Source organism: Paenibacillus sp. FSL H8-0332 (assembly GCF_037963835.1).
In the GTDB taxonomy this organism is placed as follows: Bacteria; Bacillota; Bacilli; order Paenibacillales; family Paenibacillaceae; genus Paenibacillus_AQ; species Paenibacillus_AQ rhizoplanae.
This window is the reverse complement of sequence record NZ_CP150145.1, coordinates 3559958-3582700: the sequence shown is the minus strand read 5'-3', so window position 1 is coordinate 3582700 and position 22743 is coordinate 3559958. Positions and strand designations below refer to the sequence as shown.

Sequence of the window (22743 nt, the reverse complement as noted above, 5' to 3'; positions counted from 1 at the left end):
TGTCGACCTGGAGGATGTCCGATTTGTAGTCCCTGTATCCCTTCTTCTCGGTACGCTTTGCTGAAATTATATAAGGTTGCAGGGGTCCATCTCATCACCACCGGAAGCATAAGGCGGCCATTTATCCTCAAGCACGCTAGCGGCCGTCGGCACCAACATCATATATTTGCGTAGACCAGCCGTAGCTTTATCAAATGATTGAATGGCATTCGCCTTGTCTTCCAGATTCAGGTATCCGTACTTGCCGATGTAAACTCCATTGCTCTCTTTTTTCCCCACGCCCTTATCCGCATCGGATTTTAGTTTAACAATTGAACATAATAGTTACTCACTTTATATTCATAATAGCTTAAAAAGCTACCGAATTTTAGACAGAATGTTCACTAACCCCTATACCCATAAAAAACGCTGGAGTTCAGATTGAAAACTTTTTGCAGTAAAACTAAGCTCACGATTTTTATGAACAATTAGACCATGCGAAAAACTCATTTTGGAATTAAACGGAAGGATCTTTAGTGTACCCGTCTTTAGTTCGTTGTTGATAGCTATTTCAGGGAGTAAGGCAAAACCTTTTCCACAGCTTACATATTGTTTTATCATCTCAAGACTTGGTAGCTCTAACGCATCTTTAACCATAATACCAGCATTTTTTAAAACACCTACAGCAGACGTATGATACAAACAAGATGTGCCGTTACTGATAAAAAGTTGGTCATTTAGAATCTGAAATCCCGCATTTCTCACTTTCCGAGCTATATCCTCAGATGCAGCAAAAACAATCGTCTCCTCCATAATTGGATAAAAAAGAATATCTTGGCGATTCGGATCTTGAGGAACAATCCCAAAATCCAACTCATAATCTAGTACACCATTTAGGATATCTTGATACGATCCTTGTTCAATACGCAAATTTACGTTTGGATAATTTCTTGTGTATTCCTGAACAAAGGGAAGCATCCGTGTAAGAAAGAAAGATTCCTGTGTTCTAATACGTATTGTTCCGCATGGCTGATCCAGTTCGTTCATACTTTCTTTAAGGGATTGACTTAAGTGAACATACTGATAAGCATATTTTGAAAATACCTTTCCCGCTTCTGTAAGTTCTATCCCTCGTGGATATCGATGAAACAATTTTTGTCCGCTAATTTTTTCCAACTGTTGAATATGAGTTGTTACTGTGGACTGAACATAACCTAAACGAACCGCAGCTCGACTGAAACTTTTTTCTTCAAGCAAAGCAATAAAGGCCAGAAAAAAACGACCTTCTAATAAATCTATCATATCGATCACCCTTCTATATTCCAAATTGAAATAGTAGACATTCAATTTATTCGTTAGTCAAATACATGGTTTTATTATACGATAACCTTAGTTCAAAGCCAATTACACTAAGGAGATGTAAGAATGAAGATTAGTTACCATCAGCAAAAGGTTGGAGATATTGAAGTTTTTTATCGTGAAGCTGGTCCTAAGGACGGTCAAGTTATTTTATTATTACACGGTTTTCCATCTTCAAGTCATATGTTTCGCGACCTAATTCCCAAACTGGCAGAACAATACCGTGTCATTGCCCCTGATCTCCCTGGATTCGGTCATACTACAACCCCACCGCGCAGTCAATTTAAATTCACATTCGATAGCCTGTTCCAAGTTATTGATGGTTTTACTGAAGCATTAGCTCTCAAACAGTATGTACTTTATGTGTTTGATTACGGTGCACCTGTTGGGTATCGTTTGGCAGTGGCTCACCCGGAAAGAATTCAAGCAATTATTAGTCAGAATGGCAACGCTTATACTGAGGGATTTAGTGATGCATGGGGATCCTGGGAGACTTATTGGCACTCTCCGACACCTGATAATCGTGAAGCATGTCGCGATTCCTTGACCCCCGAGAGCATTCGCAACTTCCAGTATCTACATGGAGCTGATGCTAGCCTTGTTTCACCAGACGGTTATTCCCTGGATATTTTTTACATGTTGCGCCCCGAGGCTGAGGAAATCCAACTGGACTTGATTCTTGATTATAGAACAAATGTGGATCGTTATCCTGATTTTCAGGCCTATTTCCGTAGGTATCAACCTAAACTTTTAGCCGTATGGGGTAAAAATGATCCTGCCTTCCTCCCTGCAGGAGCTGAAGCTTATAAGCGTGATATTCCATCTGCGGAAGTCCATTTACTTGATACAGGGCATTTTGCTCTCGAAACACATGCTAAAGAGATCAGTGAGCTTATTAAACAATTCTTAAAAAATGATTAATACAATCTCCCAATGAACTGTGAAAGTGATTTCATGGTGCTGCGGAGCAGATTCCAGAAATCAGGATTGCTGAAAAGAGACCCTTCCGGCTGGATCTTGCTCAGCCGAAAGGGTCTGCATGTTTCTGTTTACGCTTTTACTTAGCGAGATATTCGATGAACTTTATAAAGATAGTAGCTACTTCAGCGCGGGTGGCGGTGGCTTGAGGGGCAAAGAAGTTGCCCGGCTTACCTGATACAATTCCGATGCCCTGCTGTGCCTGAACGGCCTTCAACGCCCATGAGCTGATCTGACTCTCGTCCGCGAAGGACTTAGATTGACTTTCAGGTATCTCATAGCCCTTGTACTTCATGTAATTGTACAGCATCACCAGCATCTGCTCGCGTGTAATCGGTGAATTGGGTTCAAACAGGTCTGCGTTTATACCGTTGACGATGCCACTTTCGGCCGCCCACTCGACTGCCGCCGTGTACCACTGCCCATCCGTCACGTCGCTAAAACGGGAATTCGTGTAGCCGGAGAGGTTGACGTTCTCAAGATTGGCCAGTACCTGCACGTACATCGCACGCGTCATTGAGGTGCCCGGTGAGAACGTCGTGGACGTCGTGCCGTTGAAAAGACCGTATGTGTAGGCGGAGTTTACGTAGCTGTAGAACCAGTCGTCCATGTTGACATCCCTGAAAGGATTGCCAGACACCACGAGGAAGCCCAGCGGGGTGTCGTCATCGAATACAAATTCCGTACCCTCATGGATGTTCAGCGACATGCCTTTGTCTAAGCCGGCACTCGCACCGCCGTGTAGTGTCACTTCGGCGCTCTTGCCCGCCGGAAGGGTCACCTTACCTTTTGAGTCTATAGTCGTGCCTTCGGGTACCTTAATCTTCGTCCCGCCCTTGGTCGCAATCTCGCCGCCGCCGGGCAGGGTGGTATTGCCGTTCTTGTCCGTGACCGCGGGCTTATCCTTCGGTGTGATCACTGTGTAGGTCGGCTTCAACGATCCAGTGACTATCCCGGTGCTGGTATTGCCCGTATTGCTGGTATTGCCACCCGAAGGATTGGGCACATTGGAAGCTGTCGGCGTCGCCGTTGCACTCATCTCCGCACTGTCGCCCTTCGCGCTCACCGCAACGATCTTGAAGGTATAGCTTTGGCCATTTTTCAGGCTCTTGAAGGTATATTGGGTCGCCTTCGCGTCTAGAGTGACCGGCGTCACGTTGCCATACCAGACCTTGTAACCCAATATCGTGCTGCCGCCATCGTCAGCCGGAGCAGTCCAACTCAATGTGACCTGTCCGACGCCCGCCGTCGCCTTGAAGCTGCCCGGAGCACCGGGTACGCTCATTTTTCTCTGCGCGAACATCCAATCAAAGACATCAGTGTAGTCATTGTTCCAAGTCGGCAACTTAGAGGACTGCGCCGTAGGTTTAAGGCTCCACTCCTTGTTGGAACCTACATTGGACAAAGTATCCGTGTAGCCTGAAATATTGTTCCACAGAACGGAAGCTTCCATCTCATGGCCGGAAGGAATCCAATTGGTTCCATTAACAGGTGCTTCCGCCTTTGTCCATTGGTCATAAGGCCAAACGAATATTTCATTTCTGTCGATGAACGTGTGCCTAGCGTTTTCCAATAGGGGCATTATATTCGCTATATAAGTTTCCGCCCCTGTTTTTATTGTTGAAGAATCAGTTGTGTTAACGAATGACCAGTATGCAAAGTTTTTAAGAGTTTCGGCTTGTTTCGCGTTGATTGATGGTGGATAAGACATAGGCGCCGCGGCAGCGAGCAAATCGGGATATGTCGTCAAGAAAGTATTCGTATAAGCGGATCCCATAGAGAAGCCTGCCATGTAAATACGGTTGGGGTCAACAAGTCCCTTACTTACCAGATCATCGATATAAGCCTTTAAGGTAGCGGGTGTTGCCTGAACGTTGTTTTGAGCCCGCAGAGCGATTATATGACTAGCGTATTTAGCGTTCTTCTCCATTTTTTTCATAAGCGCGGTGGCTCCGTTGGCGGACCTGATGGGCGCAAAGGTATCCCCGTCCTGTGTACCGCCGCGGGTAGAACCGTGAGCGTAGATGTAAAGGGGAAGCCCTTCTACCGGAACGCCGTTGCCGTCCTTATGAATATAGAGTCCATACTGCATCGCTTCCGCTTTGTCAATTTTGGGACCAACTTCAAATTTGTCGATGATTTCATTAACGGTACCTGACTGTGCGAAAGACGACTTAACAATGGCAGCCTTGCCATCAAGCTTGATATCGCCACTAGATACAATGTTGTAATTCTGGACGGTGGATTTGGATGCTTCCAAAGTGGACTGTCCGCCGGTTAATGTCCAAAATTCCAATTCTACAACGATGTAGCGGCCTTTAGTAAGTCCAGCTTGATAATTAGGGGAGTTCTGGTTCACACCCTTATACCCTCTGGGTCTAGGTTCGTCATTGACGTATACTCTATTGACGGTGCGTGTGCCTTGATATGCCAGGTTACCATTCAGCAGAGTATTCCTCGCCGATACTGTAAACAGATTTGAACTAAGGTCGGCACCCACAGCTTCATTTCCCGCACCCAGATCAATGATAACAGCTGTGGTAAATTCTCCGGTGGCAAAGTTATCGTTGTATACGATAAAGTTAAGTAACGTTGCGGCCGGATCGGGTTTGAATGTAACATGGATTACCTTGTCATCGGTGTTCACGTTATTCAAGGTATAGGTATTGTTTGCAATCTCTACAGACGCACCATTTACAGTTACGGTATCCACGACATAACCGCTGATAGGAGTGAATGTAAAGGATTGGCTTCCGCCGTCAGCTACCCGAATCAAGCCGGATGGCGAGATGGTGCCGTTTAATCCTGCCGTGGCGTTAACGGGGTGTCTGGTTACCGTGGAGCTCCCAAGCAGCAGCAAGCTATTCTTGAAACTGTCAGAACTGCCATAACCCGCGTCGGGTTGGCCTAAACCGGATACAACCTCATAACGGTCATTCCCTGCACCAGTTGAGTTATTGATGTACACATCAAACGTAATCGGGGAATTGCTCGTGAATTCAATGGTTCTTCTAGGTATCTTCACTTCTGCGATATACCCGGTGTCAGTTCGTTTAACCGAACCGTCGCGGCCCGCAGCGGCTTGACCTGAGAAAATACCGCTTGCGCCAATACGCCACTGGTTTGAGCCACTTCTTCCGTCACCGACATAAAATTCCACGCTGTCGGTCATGTACTCAGTGCCAGGCGTGTGACCGACGCAGACATTCGGGTCTGTAACCACAACGCGTGCATACAGAAAGTCTTCGTCCCAAAATACTTTGGCTTTGCCGGTGGCCTTGGGGCCTATCTTCTGGTCGGGTGCGCTACTGTTGTTGATGTCAAACTCCACAGCTTGTTCCCACAGTTTGTCGTTTGTGCCCAATACTGGTGAACCGTATCCGGCAACAGGCCGATTGTTTGCTGCGGTCTGCGCGAACATCCAATCAAAGACGTCAGTGTAGTCATTGTTCCAAGCCGGCAAGTTAGAGGACTGCGCTGTTGGCGCTATGCTCCACGTCCCCATCGTTATGTCGTTGTAAAGAACAGCCGTTTCAACTTCGTGCGCCACCGAATCACTCAGGGCAGGTGAATGGTTCGGATTCGGCTTCTGATTCGGCTGATCAAATTGATTGTAAGGCCATATAAGAGCCTCATTGCTCTCAAAGCGCGAAGCTCTCGCGTTGATCATTTTCGGCATATTGGTGTTTATGAAGTTAGCGAGGTTAGTCTGGTATACTCCAACGTTATACTCATTGATAAACATCCAATAGGCCAGGTTGGTGTGAACGTAGTTGGCGTTCGCGTTCGGTGAGCCGCTTACCGGAGACATAGGTGCGGCGGACGCGAAGAAGCCGGGATATGCGTTAACTAAGCTGTTCGTATACTGACCGCCCCATGAGAAGCCCGCCGCGTAAATACGGTTAGGGTCCACTGCACCGCTGGCAACCAGGTCGTCTATAACCTTCTTAACATTGGCTGTGGAGGGAGTACTCGTGCCATTATAGGAAATATTCAGTATATGGCTGGCGTATTTATCGGGATCTTTTTCTATTTTTTTCATCAGAGCGACCGAGCCGTTCGCGGATTTCATCGCCGCTTTTGGGTCAGTCGCAGCGCTTGTGCCGCCGCGTCCCCTGCCGTGGGTATAGACATACAGCGGCAAGCCCCGCGTTACTTCACCGTTTCCATCCTTGTGAAGGTAGAGCGCGCGATTGACCGAATTGCCCGTAGGTGTTGTAAATTGGTCAAGGATCGGATTCACAACTTTTTCCTGTTCAAAAACCGCGTAGTTAAGCGGATCCCCTTCTGTCAGTGGGATCTCGCCGTTTTGGACGACGCTGTAAACCTGTTTTGTTGAGTTCATGTTGCCATCCAGTGTTATATTGCCGCCGCTCTCTGAATAGAACTCAAACTCAACTACGATGTAACGGCCGCGTTCCAGTCCCTCCTGATAATCCGGTGAACGGCTTACCGTCCCCAGATAGCCGCGTACCTTCGGTTCGTCATTGGCGTATACCCTAGTGATCTTGCGCGTCCCTTCAAAGGTTACCGAGTCGCCGTTCAGGGTCGTGTTTCTGGCCGAGACGGTAAACAAGTCCGGATTAAGCTTGGAGCCTTCCGCCGCCTTCCCTTCGCCTAAGTCAACGATGACAGCCGTCGTGTACTCGCCACGGGCGAAGTTGTCATTCCATACAATAAAGGGGAGCAACTCCGCGGTCGAATCATTTTTGAATGTCACTTGAAGGGTACGGTTAGCGACAACATTTGAGAAGGTATAAGTGCCATCATCGGATAGAACTGCGTCCTCTCCGTCTACCTTTACGGTATTTACAATTTTGCCGTAATCGGAGGTAACCGTAAACGTTTTGTCTGAGCCGCTGGCTATTCTCAGAACATTGCCGGCTGCGTTCGGCGTTATTCGGCCGCCCGATTCCGCCGTGGCGGTGATTGAGAATCTGTCGTCCGCTTCATTGGCGGCAATGAGATTCAGGCTGTTTGTATAAGAAGCAGCATTGTTGTAAGCCGCGTCCGGAATTCCGAAACAGGAAACGACTTCATAGCGGTCACCGCCCTTTTCCGACGAGTTATTGATATAAACTTCAAAGGTAAACGAGCCTGCCTGCAAGTTCAAGGTTCTTTTAGGTATTCTCATCTCCACGATATATCCTGTGTCCGTGATCTCAGTCCACGCAGCTCTGCCCGTAGCGTTTTGCCCTGAAAACACGCCCGTTGCGCTGATGCGCCATTGATTCGCACCTTGGGTTCCAGCGCCGGCATAAAACTCCAGGCCGTCGTACTGATAATCATTGCCGGGTCCCTGATATAGATTGCTATCCTCCACGACTACGCGAGCATATAGGTAATCTTGGTCCCAAAGGATCCTGGCTGTGCCTGTGGAATGGGGCCTGGGGTCGCCGGGCACAGTGCTTTTGTTGATGAGATGCTCCATTGTCAGGGCCCACAGTGGGTCGTCTGACCCGAGTTCGGGAGTTCCAAAAATGGCGGTCGGCGTTTCATTTGTCTGCAAGCTTGTAAGAGCTGTAGAACTGCTGTCGCCATTAAGTGCTTCTGTATACTCGTTGTTGTCAGTGGCGGCGGCAAAGCTGGTAGGCATTAGTGACGCCACCATTAGCAAGCAACAGAGGAACGCGAGCACTCTGCCAAATCGTTTTGACATCATTGAAAATCCTCCTTTTTTTCGATCCGTGCGCCCACGGCTTACCCATATCGTATACACCAAGGCTTCAACAGCTTACTTCATCGTAGCGAATATAATAGCGCTTTCATATTTTCCTCCTCCGTAAATTTGTTGTTATTTCACCCTATGCAGAATTTCACAATTTATTCAAATATCAATCTACAGTGTTGTTATCGAATGTTTATAGTTTGAGTACCTTCAAGTGGCAGTTTAAGCATAGTCAAAGCTCTCTCCATGCCTAATGTTACCTGTCTTCAAGTGTCTATATTGTATAAGCCTTTGTTAAATATACAATGCTATTCAATCCACCAAAAAAGCCGCTAACAGATTAATATTCTGAAAGCGGCTTTAAAATCATATCCAATTTATTAAAACCTTATTTCAATATATGCTTTGAGATCCTATCCTCATTCCAGTCGTATACTAAGACACTATTCTCACGAAAGTCCAATATAGACCCTTGTATTCCATTAAATTCGTGAATAGAGGCCAACGTTTTTGCATCTAAAATATACTGGGAGGTAAGCAAATCGACATAGAGGTTTCCTTCTACCGTTTTCTTTGCTGTTGGCAGGCCGTCTCCCTCAGGCATATTAAAATTCGATAGTACCCTAACCTTTACTAAACCCTTCTGGTTGAACAAACTTAATTTTTTGGTTTTGGGATTAAATACCACATAGTGATCCCCAGCTTGGAAAGCAAATCCAAGTTGATCGATTGTTCTTCCCCAGATAGCGGAACCTTGTGAAGATAAAGCTATAAGTTTTTGTGTATTTGCTTGATATACTGAAAACACAAAAGTACCATCATCGAGTGCAAAAGCAGTATAAAAGCTGACTCCTGCTCCTTTTGGGAATGTGTATTGGAATGAGCGCTGTAAGGAAGAGTTGTATACTTCAACTTTTTGAGCATTACCCTGCTTTGTTAACAGCTCTATGGCGATTTGGTTCTTCGACACAGTAGTTAACTTTCCGGATACCACCTTACTTGCTTTCTGCTTGCCATTTTTATCGAAAGATAGTAATTGTACCGTTTCTGCACCAATTGTATTCGATTTCTGACCTGCAATAATTAAGCTTCCGTCACTCATGCGATATAATTTGCCGTCAAAGGCTCCTAGATCTTGTCCTACGCGCTTACTCCAATTTTCCTTTCCTGCAGGACTCACAGAATAAAGAACTCCTGGAAATGAGAAATAGGCGTATACCGTACCGTCTGGTGCATAAACAAAAGGATTTTCTGTACTTGGCCATCCGTATCCTGCCTTTGCAAACGAGAATACCCACTTCACCTTTCCGGTTTTGGGATCTACAGCTCGAAGTGTATCGGGTGACCAAGCTTTTGTCTCAGAGAATCTTTCTTCTCCAACATGTAAGTACAGCGTTTCTTGTCCTGGCACATAATAACTCTCTGGCTGAATCGCTATGTAATCTTCATTCGGTGTTTGAGTCCAAACCGCTTGTGGCAAGGAATCATAATTTTTAGCAGCCACCATCCCACCAACATTTGCAAAAACCAGGGCAGCTACCATGAGACTGATTAACTTCTTTTTCAAAACGATAAACTCAACTTTCCTTTTTGAATTGATGCTACTTATGATGATTCACTCCGCCCACGGACTGATCTATCGCATTGAGTTTAGCTATTCCGAGTTATGCTGCTGAAGTATTACCGCCCGCCGAAGGATCACCGCCCAATCGCCAATTGTACAGAACATTCGAAGCCGCACCCAACAGTGAAGTAGTTCTTGATAGTCTGCAAGCTTATGAGGAAAACGGAAAATACCATGTGCGGGTCGGAAAATCCCGCCCTGCAAATGGACAACAAGAATCCTACAATATCGAAGTTGACTTTCAAACTGGAATTTATAGCGTTCAAAACTACACCCCGCTTGAAGCAACTATAGAAGTCGAAAATGATCCCATTACCACAAAGGCAATATACAACTACACAGCTACAGTCACCGCAAAAACACTCGATCCAGTAAATATTTTATGTAATTCGTCCACACTGCAATGGTCCTGGTCCGAGAACACCAGTACAACGGGATATCCGTATACAGCCAACTCACGTTCTTTGACATGGTGGGATGCCCAGCCTACATCGTTAGGAACGTATTGGTACTATTCTAACCATTCATGGGGCGGCGGCTCCGATTCTGGACAAAGTGCTTCTGTCCAGCACATAAATTATAATTTTGGAGGCGGCATCGCCGGAACGACCTATGCCGAGCATTACATAAGTATAACGCCACGGCCAAACGGCATGTATCATTACTATGTAGACCTTGAGACAGATGGAATAGCCAGCAACCTGCTTCATCTCGGTATCGAAGCCAACTAAAAACGAAGGCCTTCCTCTAGCTGGGAAGGCCTTCGTTTTTTTTGCGTCTAAAAAATGAAAGGGTAGCTACGATTTGGACCAATAGGATCAGGAAAAATACGTTCCAAATGCTCGGAATGGAAGCAATGGAGATATAGAAGGAATAGGGTGCCAGCCAGATCAAAGAAATGGCCATAAGCAAGCGAAGACCAAGCCAGATTGACATGGCCATGAAGGCTGAAGGTAATGTGAGCATGAGGACCACAATCACTTTTGTGCTGCTGGATACCGCTTGTTCACTGTAAGGGTTAAAAAACAGAAACAGGAAACTTAGTCCAATACCCAGTAGGGATAAGAAAAAGGCTGACCACTTCACCCCAGGACTCAAATAGCCCACCTCCTGTTCATATGAACCACTTTATTCCATTTTATCCTATAACACTGCATTCAAAAAACCTACCCCCAACCGTAAACATTGATTTCCAGGCTTCCGCGTTCCGACGTTAGCGCTAAACTTACGTGATTGGATTCTAATCCCGATCAGGATATCTTCCGGTTTCAGAAAACGTTCGGATTGCTACCACAAACCCGGCTCGCTCGCTTCGGGCTTGTTCAGGTAGTTTGGTGTTAATTGTATGCTCATAATACATCTTGAAGTTTATACCTTCAGCGCGCTTTCCTTTAACCTCTTGGTATTTAAAAGCAATTTTGAATAGTGTATCAGAGCAGTCACTGCGGCAAAGTTAGACTTCCGGCATTGCTTTGTTCATAAGAAACCGCCCCTATTCGATTTCCGTTACTCAGTGACTGAAACTGTTTCCAATATTTGAGTTCTGGAAATGTTAAGTCCGATTGTATACAACGTTCCTTTCTGCCTTGCATCTTGCTTCTGAACGCGACAATCTCAATGAAACGACAGTTGTTGCGGCGGCTACTGTCACTCCTATCGCTCCGATCCAGCTAATAGATATGAGGGAGATCTGCTCTATGACAATTCCACCTATGCCAGCGCCTGCAGCCATAGCCAGCTGCAGCATAGAGCTGTTCAGGCTGAGCATTACACCTGCAGCCTCTGGGGCCTGCTGGACCAGATTAAATTGCTGGGTCGGTCCCGAGGTCCAGGCCGAAAAGGACCAAAACACAAGGAGCGGAAGCATAAAAACAGCGGATTGGCCTGCGATAAAGATGAGTATAAGAGCCGTTGCTTGAACCAGCATGCCTCCAAACAACGTAGGGTAAACACCCCATTTATCTGAACTGTAGCCTCCGAATTTGGAGCCAAACAAGCTGGCGATACCAAAGACAAGTAATCCAATGCTGACTCCTTGCTCACTCATACCCGTAATATCAAGGAGAAAAGGCGTAATGTATGTGTAAGCAATGGAATAGCCGGTGAGCAAGAAAAATGTTATCATCAGTGCCATGATAATTCTCGGCTCCTTCAGCAAGGACAGCTGTTGGCGAATCGGCATTGACTCCTCAGCTTCCGATTTCGGAATCAAGAGGGATACAGCTAGGATCGCGAATAGTCCAAGGATGCCAATCCCGCCAAATACCACTTTCCAATCATAGAAGGAAGCGACAACTCTACCTAACGGAACTCCGACAACTAACGAAGTTGAAAATCCCATCACAATCGTAGCAATAGCACTTCCTTGCTTCTCAGAAGGCGCGAGCTTGGATGCTACTGTCATCGCGGTAACGAAGAATATGCCGGTGCCGAGCGCCAATATGACACGGGAAACCATCAGGAAGGAGAAGCCTGGCAAAAGAAAAGCAACAGCGTTGCCGACAACGAATATGCCAAGAGAATAGAGAAGCATCTTTCGCCGGTCGACTCCGGATGTCATGGCCATTAGGATAGGAGTCCCAATGGCAAATGCAAGTGAAAATACAGTAATGAGCTGACCAGCCGCGGACACGGAAACTCCTAGATCCGCTGCAACCTTATCTAATATTCCTGCAATGATATATTCGGACGTGCCGACCAAGAAGTTGGCGGCTGTAAGCATATAAATTTTCCATGCGTAAGACTTCATGGTATAGCTCCTCTCTCCACTAAATATTTGTATAATCCTTTAAATATGTCTTCAATTTCTTGCGAGGACGCCCCTTCCCCATTTCCTCTGCTATTGCATCGTAGACTTGATGAACCCGGGCATTTCAATTTCACCTCCCATATAAGATCGACATATTACGATATATCGATAAATTGTGCATTGAAAAATCGACATAACACAATATGTCGATGTATTAATTTTTAACAAACTGAATACTTTTGAGAGCATTCAGCTGGTGTTGTCATTAGATTTCGTTATTGAAAAATGCACCAATTTCGCGTAACGTTTCCTCGTTTCTTTTGAAATACGTATACTTGCCGATACGTTCTACCGTAAGCAGATCTGCTTTTTGGAGAATTGATAAATATTGGGAAGCTGTAGACTGTGTCATCTTCAGCTTTTCCATGACTTGAGTAACACATACCCCCACTTTCCTCATGTCAACCCCTTCATAGGGCGTAAAATGTGTTTCAGGATCTTTCAACCAGAACAATATTTGCAATCTCGACGAATTAGACAGTGCTTTAAAAATCTCAATTGGCTCCATACGTATTATAATATCGGGAATTATCGATGTGTCAAGTTTTTACTCTTCCACCAACGGGAGCGTTCAGGTATACTAGGCTTCAAAACCTATATTCACTTGATGTTACTTTTCCAACATGACAGCTAGTTGACTACGTTGCTCCTCCTTGAGCTTTGTCTGTTGCCTCGGAGAATGATCCATGTTCAGACCAGATAGTAGACTCCCTACTTTCATGAATTCATGCCCTTTGTCTAAATAATGGCAAATGAATACCTCAAAGAAGAATGAACCGTCAAAGCCGGCTTTCCAAAGGCTGTTGCATATTTCTCAACAAGTTTTTCTATAGAACGTTGTGTTAAACGTCTATTTTTACCTTTGCATCCTACAGGTGCTGCAATAAACGCTTGCCATACTCGGTTCCTCTACGGTTTTTGTTATATACACAGGACGGTGGATAGGAAGAAAGGATGGGATCGTCCTTCCATAAGGAACCATCGATGGGCATTATGGAATGGACACCAACCTCCTTCCAATGCTGTTCTACGTCCGCAGGCTTTTGAATGCCTTCCAGCCCTTAGTTTCGGGCTAGATGTTTTTGTTTGTCAGTAAAAAGTATTTTCGTATAACTTCCCTGTATGCGCGTCAAGCACTTCGGGCGTCCGCTCGTGCTCACTACCAATCATTCGATACACTAGTTCGTACGGGGCCTCTTCCGCCCTAGCATTGTGCATCCGTTCCCATTGCAGACGCAGCTTGGCCTGTGCCGTCCATCGGAGGATGGCTGTCTGGTAATCAAATGAAGGCACGGTCTCCAGCTTCTTTAACTGTTCTGGCCTTATGGAGGGGGACATCAAACTTTTGACCCTCCCATTAGAGCGGTCAACAGCTAGTTGATAGCATTCATCCCTGACAGATACGTCTTGAACATATACACCAAAGCGAATGATTTCCAAACGATCTTCGTCGTCGGTCTCTTCAGTTAGAAGCTTGAGATACGGCAACATTTCGGCTCCTAGTCCTCGGACATAGTCCATAGCTACTTCTATACATGCGTCTCGATCCCAGGTTAATGGAGCTAGTTGATCTGGCTTACCATGCGAAACAAAGTCAATCAGTTGTCCGGTTTGGCTGTCTACTCGCGCCTTGACCGCTCCCTCCATCTGCTCAGCCCAATAGGTCTTCCAAGACCGGTCATTCTTGGCTGGACGCTCTTCATTCTGTTGCTTCCACACCATTAACTTGGTGTTCGAGCCAATATTGTCGTCTTGTACTAACTGAAATTGGTCGTTGTCTACGCCAATCCACTCTTCTAGGCTTCGTGCGGGCGGGAACTCACCTGGCCACTCGTCCAGAGTTCTTGGGTCATAGGGGACTGCTTCTGCCCTATAGGCTGTCGGAACTTCCTCCTGTGATGATGCAGTATAGATTAGTGCTCTACTTCGGGGGGCGTAAACAAGATGGACCTGATCGTCACCATCCGTGTACACGGCTTTGTCCAATACGCAATATTCCACATGTAGCAAAAAATTCGCCTTCATACACGCCATCTGTTCCTCTTCTGGTGTGATCATGGTTGGGAGTGCTGGCCCTGGAACGGTTCCGTAGTACCTAAATCCGACCACGCGACCGCTGGGGTGAACCATAATGAGGCATCCCGTCTCAGGAAGCGGCAACCCCATCGCCTTCTGCTGTCGTGTGTACCCAAACATCCCTTCCATCCACTCCATCTCACAATACGGAAAATCACGCAGTGCGCCGGGATAATGATCTTCCAGGAATTGCTCTGCCTGCTGTTTGAGCTCCTCCTCAGATAGCCGTGTCCCGTTGTCCAATGAGGCCCAGGAAATGGCATAGTCTAGCAAGTTGCCGTCCCTGGAGAGCGTGGCAGAAACGGCGTCATCACTCCCCGTTTTAACCCATAAGAATCCCGCTTCTCCCTTCCCTGTTCCCCTCATGGTGTTCTCTTGATAGTCATTGACGATCAGATCATAATCCGGTGAAACGGCAAACTGGTGCTCTGCCTGTTGTCTTAACTGCAGGCGTAATGTATCCAGGTCTCGTTCGGGAAAATCTTGAGCCATTTCGTTGCGCAAATGCTCCAGCCCCTTCCGTAATTGTGTTTTTACAGTACCTAATGGCATATCCAGGAGATGGGCGATTTGCTGCTGGGTCAGGTCCTTCTTATATTTTAAGAACAGGAGCTGACGCAGCTTCGGATTCAGACTGGCCAATGCACGCTCCAGATCCAGGGTTTGATCGATATCATTAACGACCAATGGCTCTTGCGCCTGCGGGTCTTCGCTCAGGTGAACACGCTTGGATCTCTCCAAATGATTGAGCGCCCGGTTCACCACAATTCTGGTAAGCCAGCTCTCAAACGCTTCGGCTTGCTGCAGCGTTTGCAGTGACTCATAAGCCTTAAGCAGGGCATCCTGAACGATATCCTCCGCATCTTTGGACTCCCGTACATAATGGCGAGCCACTCGGTGCAGCTTATCCGTTCGATCCTTTATAAGAGAAACGAAGGCATCGTGATCTCCGTTTTGTGCGGCGTTGATTTGTTGCTGTGCATCGATCATTGTCGTTCACCTCCTGTTATATAGACAGCTAACTCGGGGGTTTGGATTTAATTAATGTAACATTATTCTGGAACTGACCGATCAAGTGACCACCCGCATGCGGCAAGCACGGGTGCCAAAGAGTACGTCACTCTTGGCGTGTTCCTGCTGAAGCTCCTTCATCCACTGAAGCAGTTCTTCCAGCCCGGTACGGGTATTGGAGAACTCACAAGTCCGTTCCCCGTTCGATCCCCCGGTAGTCGATGGCGCGAGCGAGCTAGAAATTGGTTGACAAGAACATGATGTCATAAATGACAAGAACCTTATCCCATTCCCGACAGCAAACAAGCGGATTTTCTATCCGCTTGTTTGCTGTACCTATTTTTCTTCATTATTTTTCCCATGCCGTTTCGGATTCATTCTCTATTCATAAGTTACTAACCTCAGTTGCCATTTTCATCGTCTGGACCATGTTATATTCTTTCTTCACAATCTCTTCGAGTTTTACGATAGCTTGATCATGAACACGATTAGATACGATCATTTTAATAACTGTCGTTCTATAAATTTCCCATAAATGACTTAGTTCCACGCTTTGTTCTGCTAACTTCTTATAGAGATTTGTATGGGACGATTTATCTTCCAGTAACTTAAAAAGCCTGTTATTCTTCTTATGATTCTGTGCAAAAGAACTGCTTCTCAAGGCAAATATGCTAGTATCGTTCAAATTACCTACAAGCTCTTCGAATTCCTCTACATAATCGGTCAACGCTTTTAGTCCCAACTGATAATGAAGACCATATTGCTCAAGAAAAACGACTTTATCATCCAATAGATTGCTTCTGAGTTCTGAGATAAACGAGTCCTGTACTGAAAATTCATGGTTAAAATTCCTTATCGATCCTTCATGCACAGAAACCATTATCAATCTGACTTTTTTGCCGCTTGTCATTAGATATTGGGTAGATTCCATAATGACTTCAAGTGGAGTTTGATAATCGTGCATTCGCCCTGGAGATAAGCAATCTTCAATTACTGTGTATGCCTCCCCACTCGCACTTTTTCCATGAATAAAGGTCGGATGGATAAAATGTATTTTTCCGGATTCTCTTCCACTGGAATAAAAAAAGCGGTCTACATCGAGAAAGACATATTTCTTCTTGTCTAAAGCGCCTTGAATCATCTCATCCAGCAAAGGGATATCAGATTGCTCAAGAAGCTGATCCTCAAAGCGAAGATAATGATAGAGCTGTTCCGTGTCATATTGAACTTTCGGCAGCATTAATCCTTGATGAAGCAAGCTTTCAAAATTGTCTTCGGGGAATGTCTGGTGGATGAGTTTTTTCCAGTACTGCGTTTTAAAAGTCAGAGGCAGCTTCTCGAACGATGAATGATGACTAATGAGAATCGACATCAAGTTATTATTGACACAATCAAGCCATATGTCATTATAAGGCAAAATCCGATGGGTAGGCTTCACATGATCAACTCCCTATGATGAACTCACTTATTAGGTGGATAGCCAGCTCACATCATTTAACGTACCGTCAGGGCGAAGCATAACTTCCTTCGGAAGAGCATGAGACAGAAAATGAACATTGCCGCAGGTTAAGCCATATGCCCCCAAATGGGGAAACGCGATCCAATCCCCTGGCTCTAGAAGGGGGAGCATGACGCTGCCTTGCAGCACATCTGCGGGAGTGCACAATTTACCGCAAACATTGTAGGAGATTCGACCTTCTCCTTCACCGGATTCGTATAGCTTGCGCTCCCCCGCCTTCCAAAGCTGAAGAGGCAGAGACTGCTTGAAGCTTCGTCCCATCAGGCTGGAAAAAGCCCGATGGTGGGTTCCCCCATCGACAATGGCGAAGGCTTTGCCTTTGGAGAGCTTGGTGTACAGCACTCTGACCGCATAAATCCCCATAGTTGCGGCAATTCGTCGTCCTGATTCTACGAATACCATTTTGAGTTCCAGATCCCGGTTGCGCTCTAACTCCCCGGCAAGATACGCCCCGAAAGCTTCGACAGGAAACGGCTCATCGCCTTCAAACATGGGAACGCCGAAACCGCCGCCGAGCCCTAAGCATCGAAGCTGCAGGCCGAATTGGTTTCGCACCTGCCGGGTGAGACCGAACATCATCGGAACGCTCTCCCTATAAAAGTCGAGGTGAAAATTTTGCGTGCCCTGGTACGTGTGCAATCCGATCAGCTTTAGCCCTTCAAGGTTAATGGCGGTGTGCACCGCTTCATTAATTTCACTGTCGTCGATGCCAAACTGGGAGGCAAGTCCGACCGATGACATACGCGAGCCTTTGGCTCCAATAGACAAATTGACCCTTAACATAACGGGAGCGGCAATACCAAGCGCAACCGCTTCATCGTGAATGACGAATAGCTCCGGGATGGACTCCGCATTAATCGCGTAGATCCCATGGCGAAGCACATGATGAATCTCGTCCGCGCTTTTGCCCGGTCCGGTAAACACGATGCTGTTCAGATTTACCCCGTTAGAGCGGGCAATCTCATATTCCCCAACCGATGCGACTTCGATCGGCGAACCCCAGCCGTTAACGAGACGGCATACCTCCGGATTGGGATTGACCTTCATGGAATAATATAGCGTCACATCCTTGGGTAAAGCGTCCCGCAGCGAAAAATAATCGGAGGCCAGCTTTCCCTCGTCATATACATAAACGGGTGATCCAAACTGCTCGACTGCTTCCAGCCAAAAGGGTTGACCCGCTTCCTGCTGATTAGACAGTGGTTGTGAAGCCATAGTCATACGATAGCTCCCCTCCATTCCATGATTGCTTCCTCCAGTCCTTGACGGGCAAGCTTCTCAGCTTCATCGTCCACACCCCAGCTCAGAGTCGAGACCCTGCAAGGTCGGATACAGTCTGCCGATTCCCCATCATGGTGGAAACCATACACGAATGCCCCACCTTGTTCGGCAGAGATCCTTATCGATGTCACCTTTTCGGCAAATTCTGCAAATTTGGCTCCAGGGTGGAGCTTGAAATCATAGGATTGAGTCTCCATTCTAGGAAACCCGCGTTCAAGCAAGTGCTTGCGAATCTTTAGCAAATACGTGACCATGGTAAGACGGGCGTTGATCTCAATAACCGGTATTAAAGTTCCATCTTCATCCAGTATGGAGTCTACCCCGATGAAACCCTCGTAGCCCCGGGAATGTAAAGATTTACCCAGCTGTTGCAGCTGTTCGGTATAAGCCACGATCAAGGATTCAGGCAGGTCCGGGTGCAGACGGCTCCCCCTGTAAACTCCTGCATCCGTAATCCTCTGCTCGGTCATAGCCAGGATCTCGCAATCTGTTCCCCCCAGCCAGAGTTGTGCCGTCAGATGGCGCTCTACCTGATGCCAGCGTTCCACCGTCACAACCGGTTGCCCGCCTCCCCGAGAGATCTGCCTCTCTAAATATCCAAGCAGCGTCTCCAAATCCGAGCCTCGATGGATATGGAACAGCGCTTTACCGGAAGAACCGTAAGCGGTTTTTACAACCAGCCGGGCTCCAGGATGCCGTCCCTCCAACTCGGCGCAAGTACGGCGGATCGCGTCAAGCCCCTCGCATATCATACCGTCGCTGACTGGAAAGCCGATTTCTTCGCATAATTTACGCGTTGCGATCTTGCTGTTCAGTTCTACGGACAATCGGGCTGGCGGGCCGATCCATCTCCCTCCGTTATCCTTGAGAAACTGCTCCTCCTGCTCGTCCATCAAGTAAGGAACAGCAATCCGGTTGCGAAACTCACCCGTATATTCAGACCGTGCGCCAATCGCGATTGATGGTATGGCTATCTTCTCTTCTTCCAAATAAGACAGGAATTCAGGATCCGGAGCCTCTTTCAGGAGAACAAGATCATCCCGGTCAGCCAAATAAATTTGGTAGAGATCCATTTGCGATACGAGCCGATCTCCGGACGCATTGTTAATATGGGGTAAGCGAATCTCTTGAGCGGCTTTTCCTTGTTCCCAATTAATATTTGAGTACCAGAGCTTCGGTGCGCGCGTTCCGGTCAGATGCTCTATATAAGGTGCGTTATTCATTATCCCGTCACCTCCACTTTCTCCGGCTTGAGATCGGACTCCAGCCCTTTAAGCCAGCCTAGCTCCGACTTTAAGATTTGAAATGGTATGGCTCCGAACCATTCCAGAGATACCGGGGCTCGGGTAGGGTCCAAGATAAGGCGCTTCATTATGGCTTGGCAGTCCATTTCTCCATCGGCCAAGGGTACGATACCTCTGCGGCTGCCGCTCGGAGAATATATATTGTTAGGAGAGAATACTTCGAGCCATTGCCGGGATTCCACATTCTTCAGATGGATATTGACCATCCATGGCTTCAAGCGTTCGTAGGCGGCAAGGGGATCAGCGCCCGATTCCCAAATGTGCAGAAAGTCCAAATTCAGCTTCAAGGCAGGGTGGTCGGTTTGCCTGAGCAGTTGAAGTGTGGAATCTAAGCCGTCGGCAGCGGTTCCCGGATGAGTCTCAACCACTGTATAGACCCCTTCCCTCTCTGCTACGGCGCAAAGGATATTTAGACGTTCGGTGCAAAGCTCCCAGTCCTTCTCTTCAAGAGATTGACTGCTCAGGCTTCCGGCGAAAATCCTCAGCTTATCTGTGTGGAACGCTTTGGCTGCCTGTACGGTTTCCTGCCATTCCTTAACCAGAACATCCATTGGGATATTCCCCATGAGAGGGATATAATCGCTCAGCATGTTGATTTCGAGCCCGTAGCTGAACATTTCGTCCAGCATACCTCCCAGCTCCTTTCCCCGTTGGCGAAGCAAAGCTTTGGCATGCACGCCCCACAGTTCTATACCGTTGAAGCCCGTATCAAGAGCATAACGGAGCAGCTCCCGGAAGGATACCAGCTCGTGTCGAAAAGAAATCGTGCATAGATTATACCGCAGTCAGATCACCGCCTATTCCATTCATCCAGGCTAGGAATTGAAGCTCCGCATCCCGAATTTCCCGCAGCCTGGCAAGAGCCGAGCGCAGCAGCGCTTCGTCCCCGATGTTCTTGCGGTATTTCACAAGCAAGAAATTCAGTGTCGTCCATAACTTCACGATCCCGCTGATTCGGTTCTTCCCTTCCAGCGCCTGCCCCTCGTCCATCACGCCCAGCCCGACAAAGCTATTCCATATGGAAGATCGGAGCTTGGTTATGGAAGCAATGGCGATCGAGTTCTGGTTCAACCAGTTCGAGGTTTGTTCCGGGCTTAAAGCTAGAGATTCCTGCAAATCCCGGGCAAAGCTGTCCAATGCGGCGGTACCCGAACTGTATTGAGAACGGACATACATTTCGTAGTTTCGCTTGGCAGCATAAGCGAAGATATCACGCTTGTCGGGAGACTCGAACCCCTTCCCTTCTTGATCCGGCTGAAGCTCGTAGAAAATGATTTCCTCCTCTTCCGGCTCCGCCGATGCCCGTATAAGCTCTTCTCCGGTCAGGAATCCGTTGAAACCGACAATGGGATCGAATACTCTGAAGGCGTTACGTGCTTCATCGAAGCTATCTGCGAGGATATAATGATCGAATCCACTCTCCGCCATGATCAGCATATTGGGAGGGAAAAAATCCAGATCGGATGGGCGGCATTTCACTACCGCACGGTTCCCTGACTGAATAGACTGCTTTAGCGCCTCAGGTCCAGTACCCCTGTAAACCAGATGGATGCCGTACAGAAAGGGCAAGCTTTTGTTCAATCGCACATGCTGGCTCGCCGTAATAATGCGCGAAACATAATTGACATTCCAGTAATCCAGCAGAAACAGATCAGGGTTAGCCCCGGACCGGTATAAGTGTGTCAAGATGCAGGAAGCTGCACATTCCATCGCCGCCAGCTTCATCATTTCCGGCTTGGCATCCGGCGTATCCGTATGAGACGTCATAGCTTCATTCTCCTTCTTCATTTGAGGAAATACGGCAAACAAAGGACGGTATTTTGCCGCTGACAGGATCGGCTTCGAGCCTTGAGACGGTTTCTATGGACAATTTCACCGGCTTGCCCGCCGCTTGGTGAAGAAAAGCGGATAGCCTGGTCTGCACGTCCTCGAACTCGCTTGGCGAGGCTTCAGTCGCCAGCCGGACGGAAAAAGAGGTGTAAGTATTCTGCACGATCTGAAATTGGCGGACTCCTCTGGCTGCAGCAAGCTCCCAAAAAAACTTGTCCAAATACCGGAAGACGGCGGAATGCACCTGCGCTCCAGGCAGCCGAATCTGGGATGTTCGAACGGGAAGCAGTTGAAGAAGGAGACGGCCGGTTTCAGGGTCCCTGCGAATACTTCCGATATCCCCTGTCCGGTAACGGACATAAGGCAGACTCCTCATGATCAGCGAGGTGACCAACACTTCGCCGAATTCCCCCTCCTCTACATGGAGTCCGGAGGCCGAATCGATAATTTCCACATATACGGCGGACTCATCGATTTCCAGTTGGCCGCTCTGGCCTGCGAACGCGATACACCAGAACTCTTCCAAACCGTAATAGTCTACGCATGGAACGCGGAACACCTCCTCGATCCGTTCTTTCTGGGAGCCATGCAGCGTTTCGCCCCAGTTCTGGGTAAACAGGAGGGAAGACGGCAACGAATATCCCCCGTCACGCATATATTCGGCCAACGCGCAGAGAGCGGAAGCTCTCCCCTGGATAAAATGAGGATCTTCCCTGATCATCAGTTCTGCATAATGTCTAAGGGACCTGGGCTCCGCCAGCAGACGGTTGCTCAGCAGCAGCATCCGGTGCCTGGACGGCAGCCCCCACTTTTTTCTATGCTTATACAGAGTCAGCGAGAGTTTCCATTTCTCCTCCGGGGTTTTCACGCAGCGGAACGGCACTCCGGTAGTTCCCGAGGTGAACGATTCGATCACCCGTCCCGCATCGGGATGTTCGAAAAGAGCGCGGTTGCCTGCGATCAAGTGTTTGTCTGTAATCGGCAGCTGATGGAAATCAACGTCCGTATAAGGGTTATAAAACGGGTACGTCCGGCGCAATTTGTCGGCCAGCTCTTGCAAATGGCCCGGGGTGAACACTTTCATGAAGCCACCTTGCGTTCTACAAAATGCAATACGGCCTGGACGCTTCGGAACGATTCCGGGCGAATATCGTCCACATCCAGCTCAAAGCCGAATGTATCCTCCAGAGCCGACAGAAGCTCCAGGATTTGAATGGAGTCGATTCCCAGATCATCTACCAAAGCATGGTCCAGCTCGACCTCGCTTGTTAGCCTCTTGGCCACAGCAGCTATCGTATCTCTCAC

17 protein-coding genes and 2 pseudogenes are annotated in these 22743 nt (G+C 47.5%); 2 read left to right on the top strand and 17 right to left on the bottom strand.

What is annotated here, in order from left to right; translation table 11 throughout:
- Nucleotides 1-66: 66 nt before the first annotated feature.
- Together NST43_RS15390 and NST43_RS15385 are read right to left on the bottom strand one after the other, a co-directional pair.
- The gene (locus NST43_RS15390; protein WP_339225192.1) at nucleotides 67-279 is read right to left on the bottom strand and encodes a hypothetical protein; all 213 of its coding nucleotides are present in this window, start codon (nucleotides 277-279) and stop codon (nucleotides 67-69) included.
- A gap of 111 nt (nucleotides 280-390) precedes the next feature.
- Nucleotides 391-1281, bottom strand: coding sequence for a LysR family transcriptional regulator (locus NST43_RS15385; protein ID WP_339225191.1), 891 nt, complete (start codon nucleotides 1279-1281; stop codon nucleotides 391-393).
- Between the two features lie 123 nt (nucleotides 1282-1404).
- Here NST43_RS15385 and NST43_RS15380 point away from each other — a divergent pair, with 123 nt between their 5' ends.
- Nucleotides 1405-2259 carry an alpha/beta hydrolase gene (locus NST43_RS15380; RefSeq protein WP_339225190.1) on the top strand — a complete coding sequence of 285 codons (855 nt, stop codon included), beginning with the start codon at nucleotides 1405-1407 and terminating at the stop codon, nucleotides 2257-2259.
- 136 nt (nucleotides 2260-2395) lie between these two features.
- On the opposite strand, the gene NST43_RS15375 is transcribed toward NST43_RS15380, so the two are convergent.
- Nucleotides 2396-7978 carry a sugar-binding protein gene (locus NST43_RS15375; protein WP_339225189.1) on the bottom strand — a complete coding sequence of 1861 codons (5583 nt, stop codon included), beginning with the start codon at nucleotides 7976-7978 and terminating at the stop codon, nucleotides 2396-2398.
- A gap of 394 nt (nucleotides 7979-8372) precedes the next feature.
- Nucleotides 8373-9551, bottom strand: a complete 1179-nt coding sequence (locus NST43_RS15370) for a hypothetical protein (RefSeq protein ID WP_339225188.1) — start codon at nucleotides 9549-9551, stop codon at nucleotides 8373-8375.
- A 77-nt stretch (nucleotides 9552-9628) separates the two neighbouring features.
- Here NST43_RS15370 and NST43_RS15365 point away from each other — a divergent pair, with 77 nt between their 5' ends.
- Nucleotides 9629-10339 carry a hypothetical protein gene (locus NST43_RS15365; protein WP_339225187.1) on the top strand — a complete coding sequence of 237 codons (711 nt, stop codon included), beginning with the start codon at nucleotides 9629-9631 and terminating at the stop codon, nucleotides 10337-10339.
- Between the two features lie 16 nt (nucleotides 10340-10355).
- Here the strand turns inward: NST43_RS15365 and NST43_RS15360 are convergent, their stop codons facing one another.
- From NST43_RS15360 to NST43_RS15300, 13 genes and pseudogenes are all read right to left on the bottom strand, one after another.
- Nucleotides 10356-10706, bottom strand: coding sequence for a hypothetical protein (locus NST43_RS15360; RefSeq protein ID WP_339225186.1), 351 nt, complete (start codon nucleotides 10704-10706; stop codon nucleotides 10356-10358).
- A gap of 454 nt (nucleotides 10707-11160) precedes the next feature.
- Nucleotides 11161-12357 carry an MFS transporter gene (locus NST43_RS15355; RefSeq protein ID WP_339225185.1) on the bottom strand — a complete coding sequence of 399 codons (1197 nt, stop codon included), beginning with the start codon at nucleotides 12355-12357 and terminating at the stop codon, nucleotides 11161-11163.
- Between the two features lie 265 nt (nucleotides 12358-12622).
- Nucleotides 12623-12925, bottom strand: a complete 303-nt coding sequence (locus tag NST43_RS15350; protein WP_339225184.1) for a metalloregulator ArsR/SmtB family transcription factor — start codon at nucleotides 12923-12925, stop codon at nucleotides 12623-12625.
- Nucleotides 12926-13164: 239 nt separating this feature from the next.
- A pseudogene (locus NST43_RS15345) lies at nucleotides 13165-13305 on the bottom strand (tyrosine recombinase XerS); the annotation flags it as partial.
- Nucleotides 13306-13340: 35 nt separating this feature from the next.
- Nucleotides 13341-13469 (bottom strand): annotated as a pseudogene (locus tag NST43_RS15340) (DsbA family protein); the annotation flags it as partial.
- Nucleotides 13470-13506: 37 nt separating this feature from the next.
- On the bottom strand, nucleotides 13507-15483 hold the full coding sequence (locus NST43_RS15335) for a sigma-70 family RNA polymerase sigma factor (protein WP_339225183.1): 1977 nt from the start codon (nucleotides 15481-15483) through the stop codon (nucleotides 13507-13509).
- A 406-nt stretch (nucleotides 15484-15889) separates the two neighbouring features.
- On the bottom strand, nucleotides 15890-16942 hold the full coding sequence (locus NST43_RS15330; protein ID WP_339225182.1) for a hypothetical protein: 1053 nt from the start codon (nucleotides 16940-16942) through the stop codon (nucleotides 15890-15892).
- 30 nt (nucleotides 16943-16972) lie between these two features.
- Entirely contained in the window at nucleotides 16973-18238 is a 1266-nt protein-coding gene (locus NST43_RS15325; protein WP_339225181.1) for a hypothetical protein, read from the bottom strand.
- Between the two features lie 2 nt (nucleotides 18239-18240).
- Entirely contained in the window at nucleotides 18241-19527 is a 1287-nt protein-coding gene (locus NST43_RS15320; RefSeq protein ID WP_339225180.1) for an ATP-grasp domain-containing protein, read from the bottom strand.
- Nucleotides 19527-20336, bottom strand: a complete 810-nt coding sequence (locus NST43_RS15315; protein WP_339225429.1) for a sugar phosphate isomerase/epimerase family protein — start codon at nucleotides 20334-20336, stop codon at nucleotides 19527-19529. The genes NST43_RS15320 and NST43_RS15315 overlap by 1 nt, the downstream gene beginning before the upstream one ends.
- A gap of 46 nt (nucleotides 20337-20382) precedes the next feature.
- Nucleotides 20383-21375: a hypothetical protein gene (locus NST43_RS15310; RefSeq protein ID WP_339225179.1), complete on the bottom strand. Its 993-nt coding sequence runs from the start codon at nucleotides 21373-21375 to the stop codon at nucleotides 20383-20385.
- Nucleotides 21376-21379: 4 nt separating this feature from the next.
- The gene (locus tag NST43_RS15305) at nucleotides 21380-22522 is read right to left on the bottom strand and encodes a hypothetical protein (RefSeq protein ID WP_339225178.1); all 1143 of its coding nucleotides are present in this window, start codon (nucleotides 22520-22522) and stop codon (nucleotides 21380-21382) included.
- Nucleotides 22519-22743, bottom strand: a complete 225-nt coding sequence (locus NST43_RS15300; protein ID WP_339225177.1) for an acyl carrier protein — start codon at nucleotides 22741-22743, stop codon at nucleotides 22519-22521. Before NST43_RS15300 ends, NST43_RS15305 begins: the two co-directional genes overlap by 4 nt.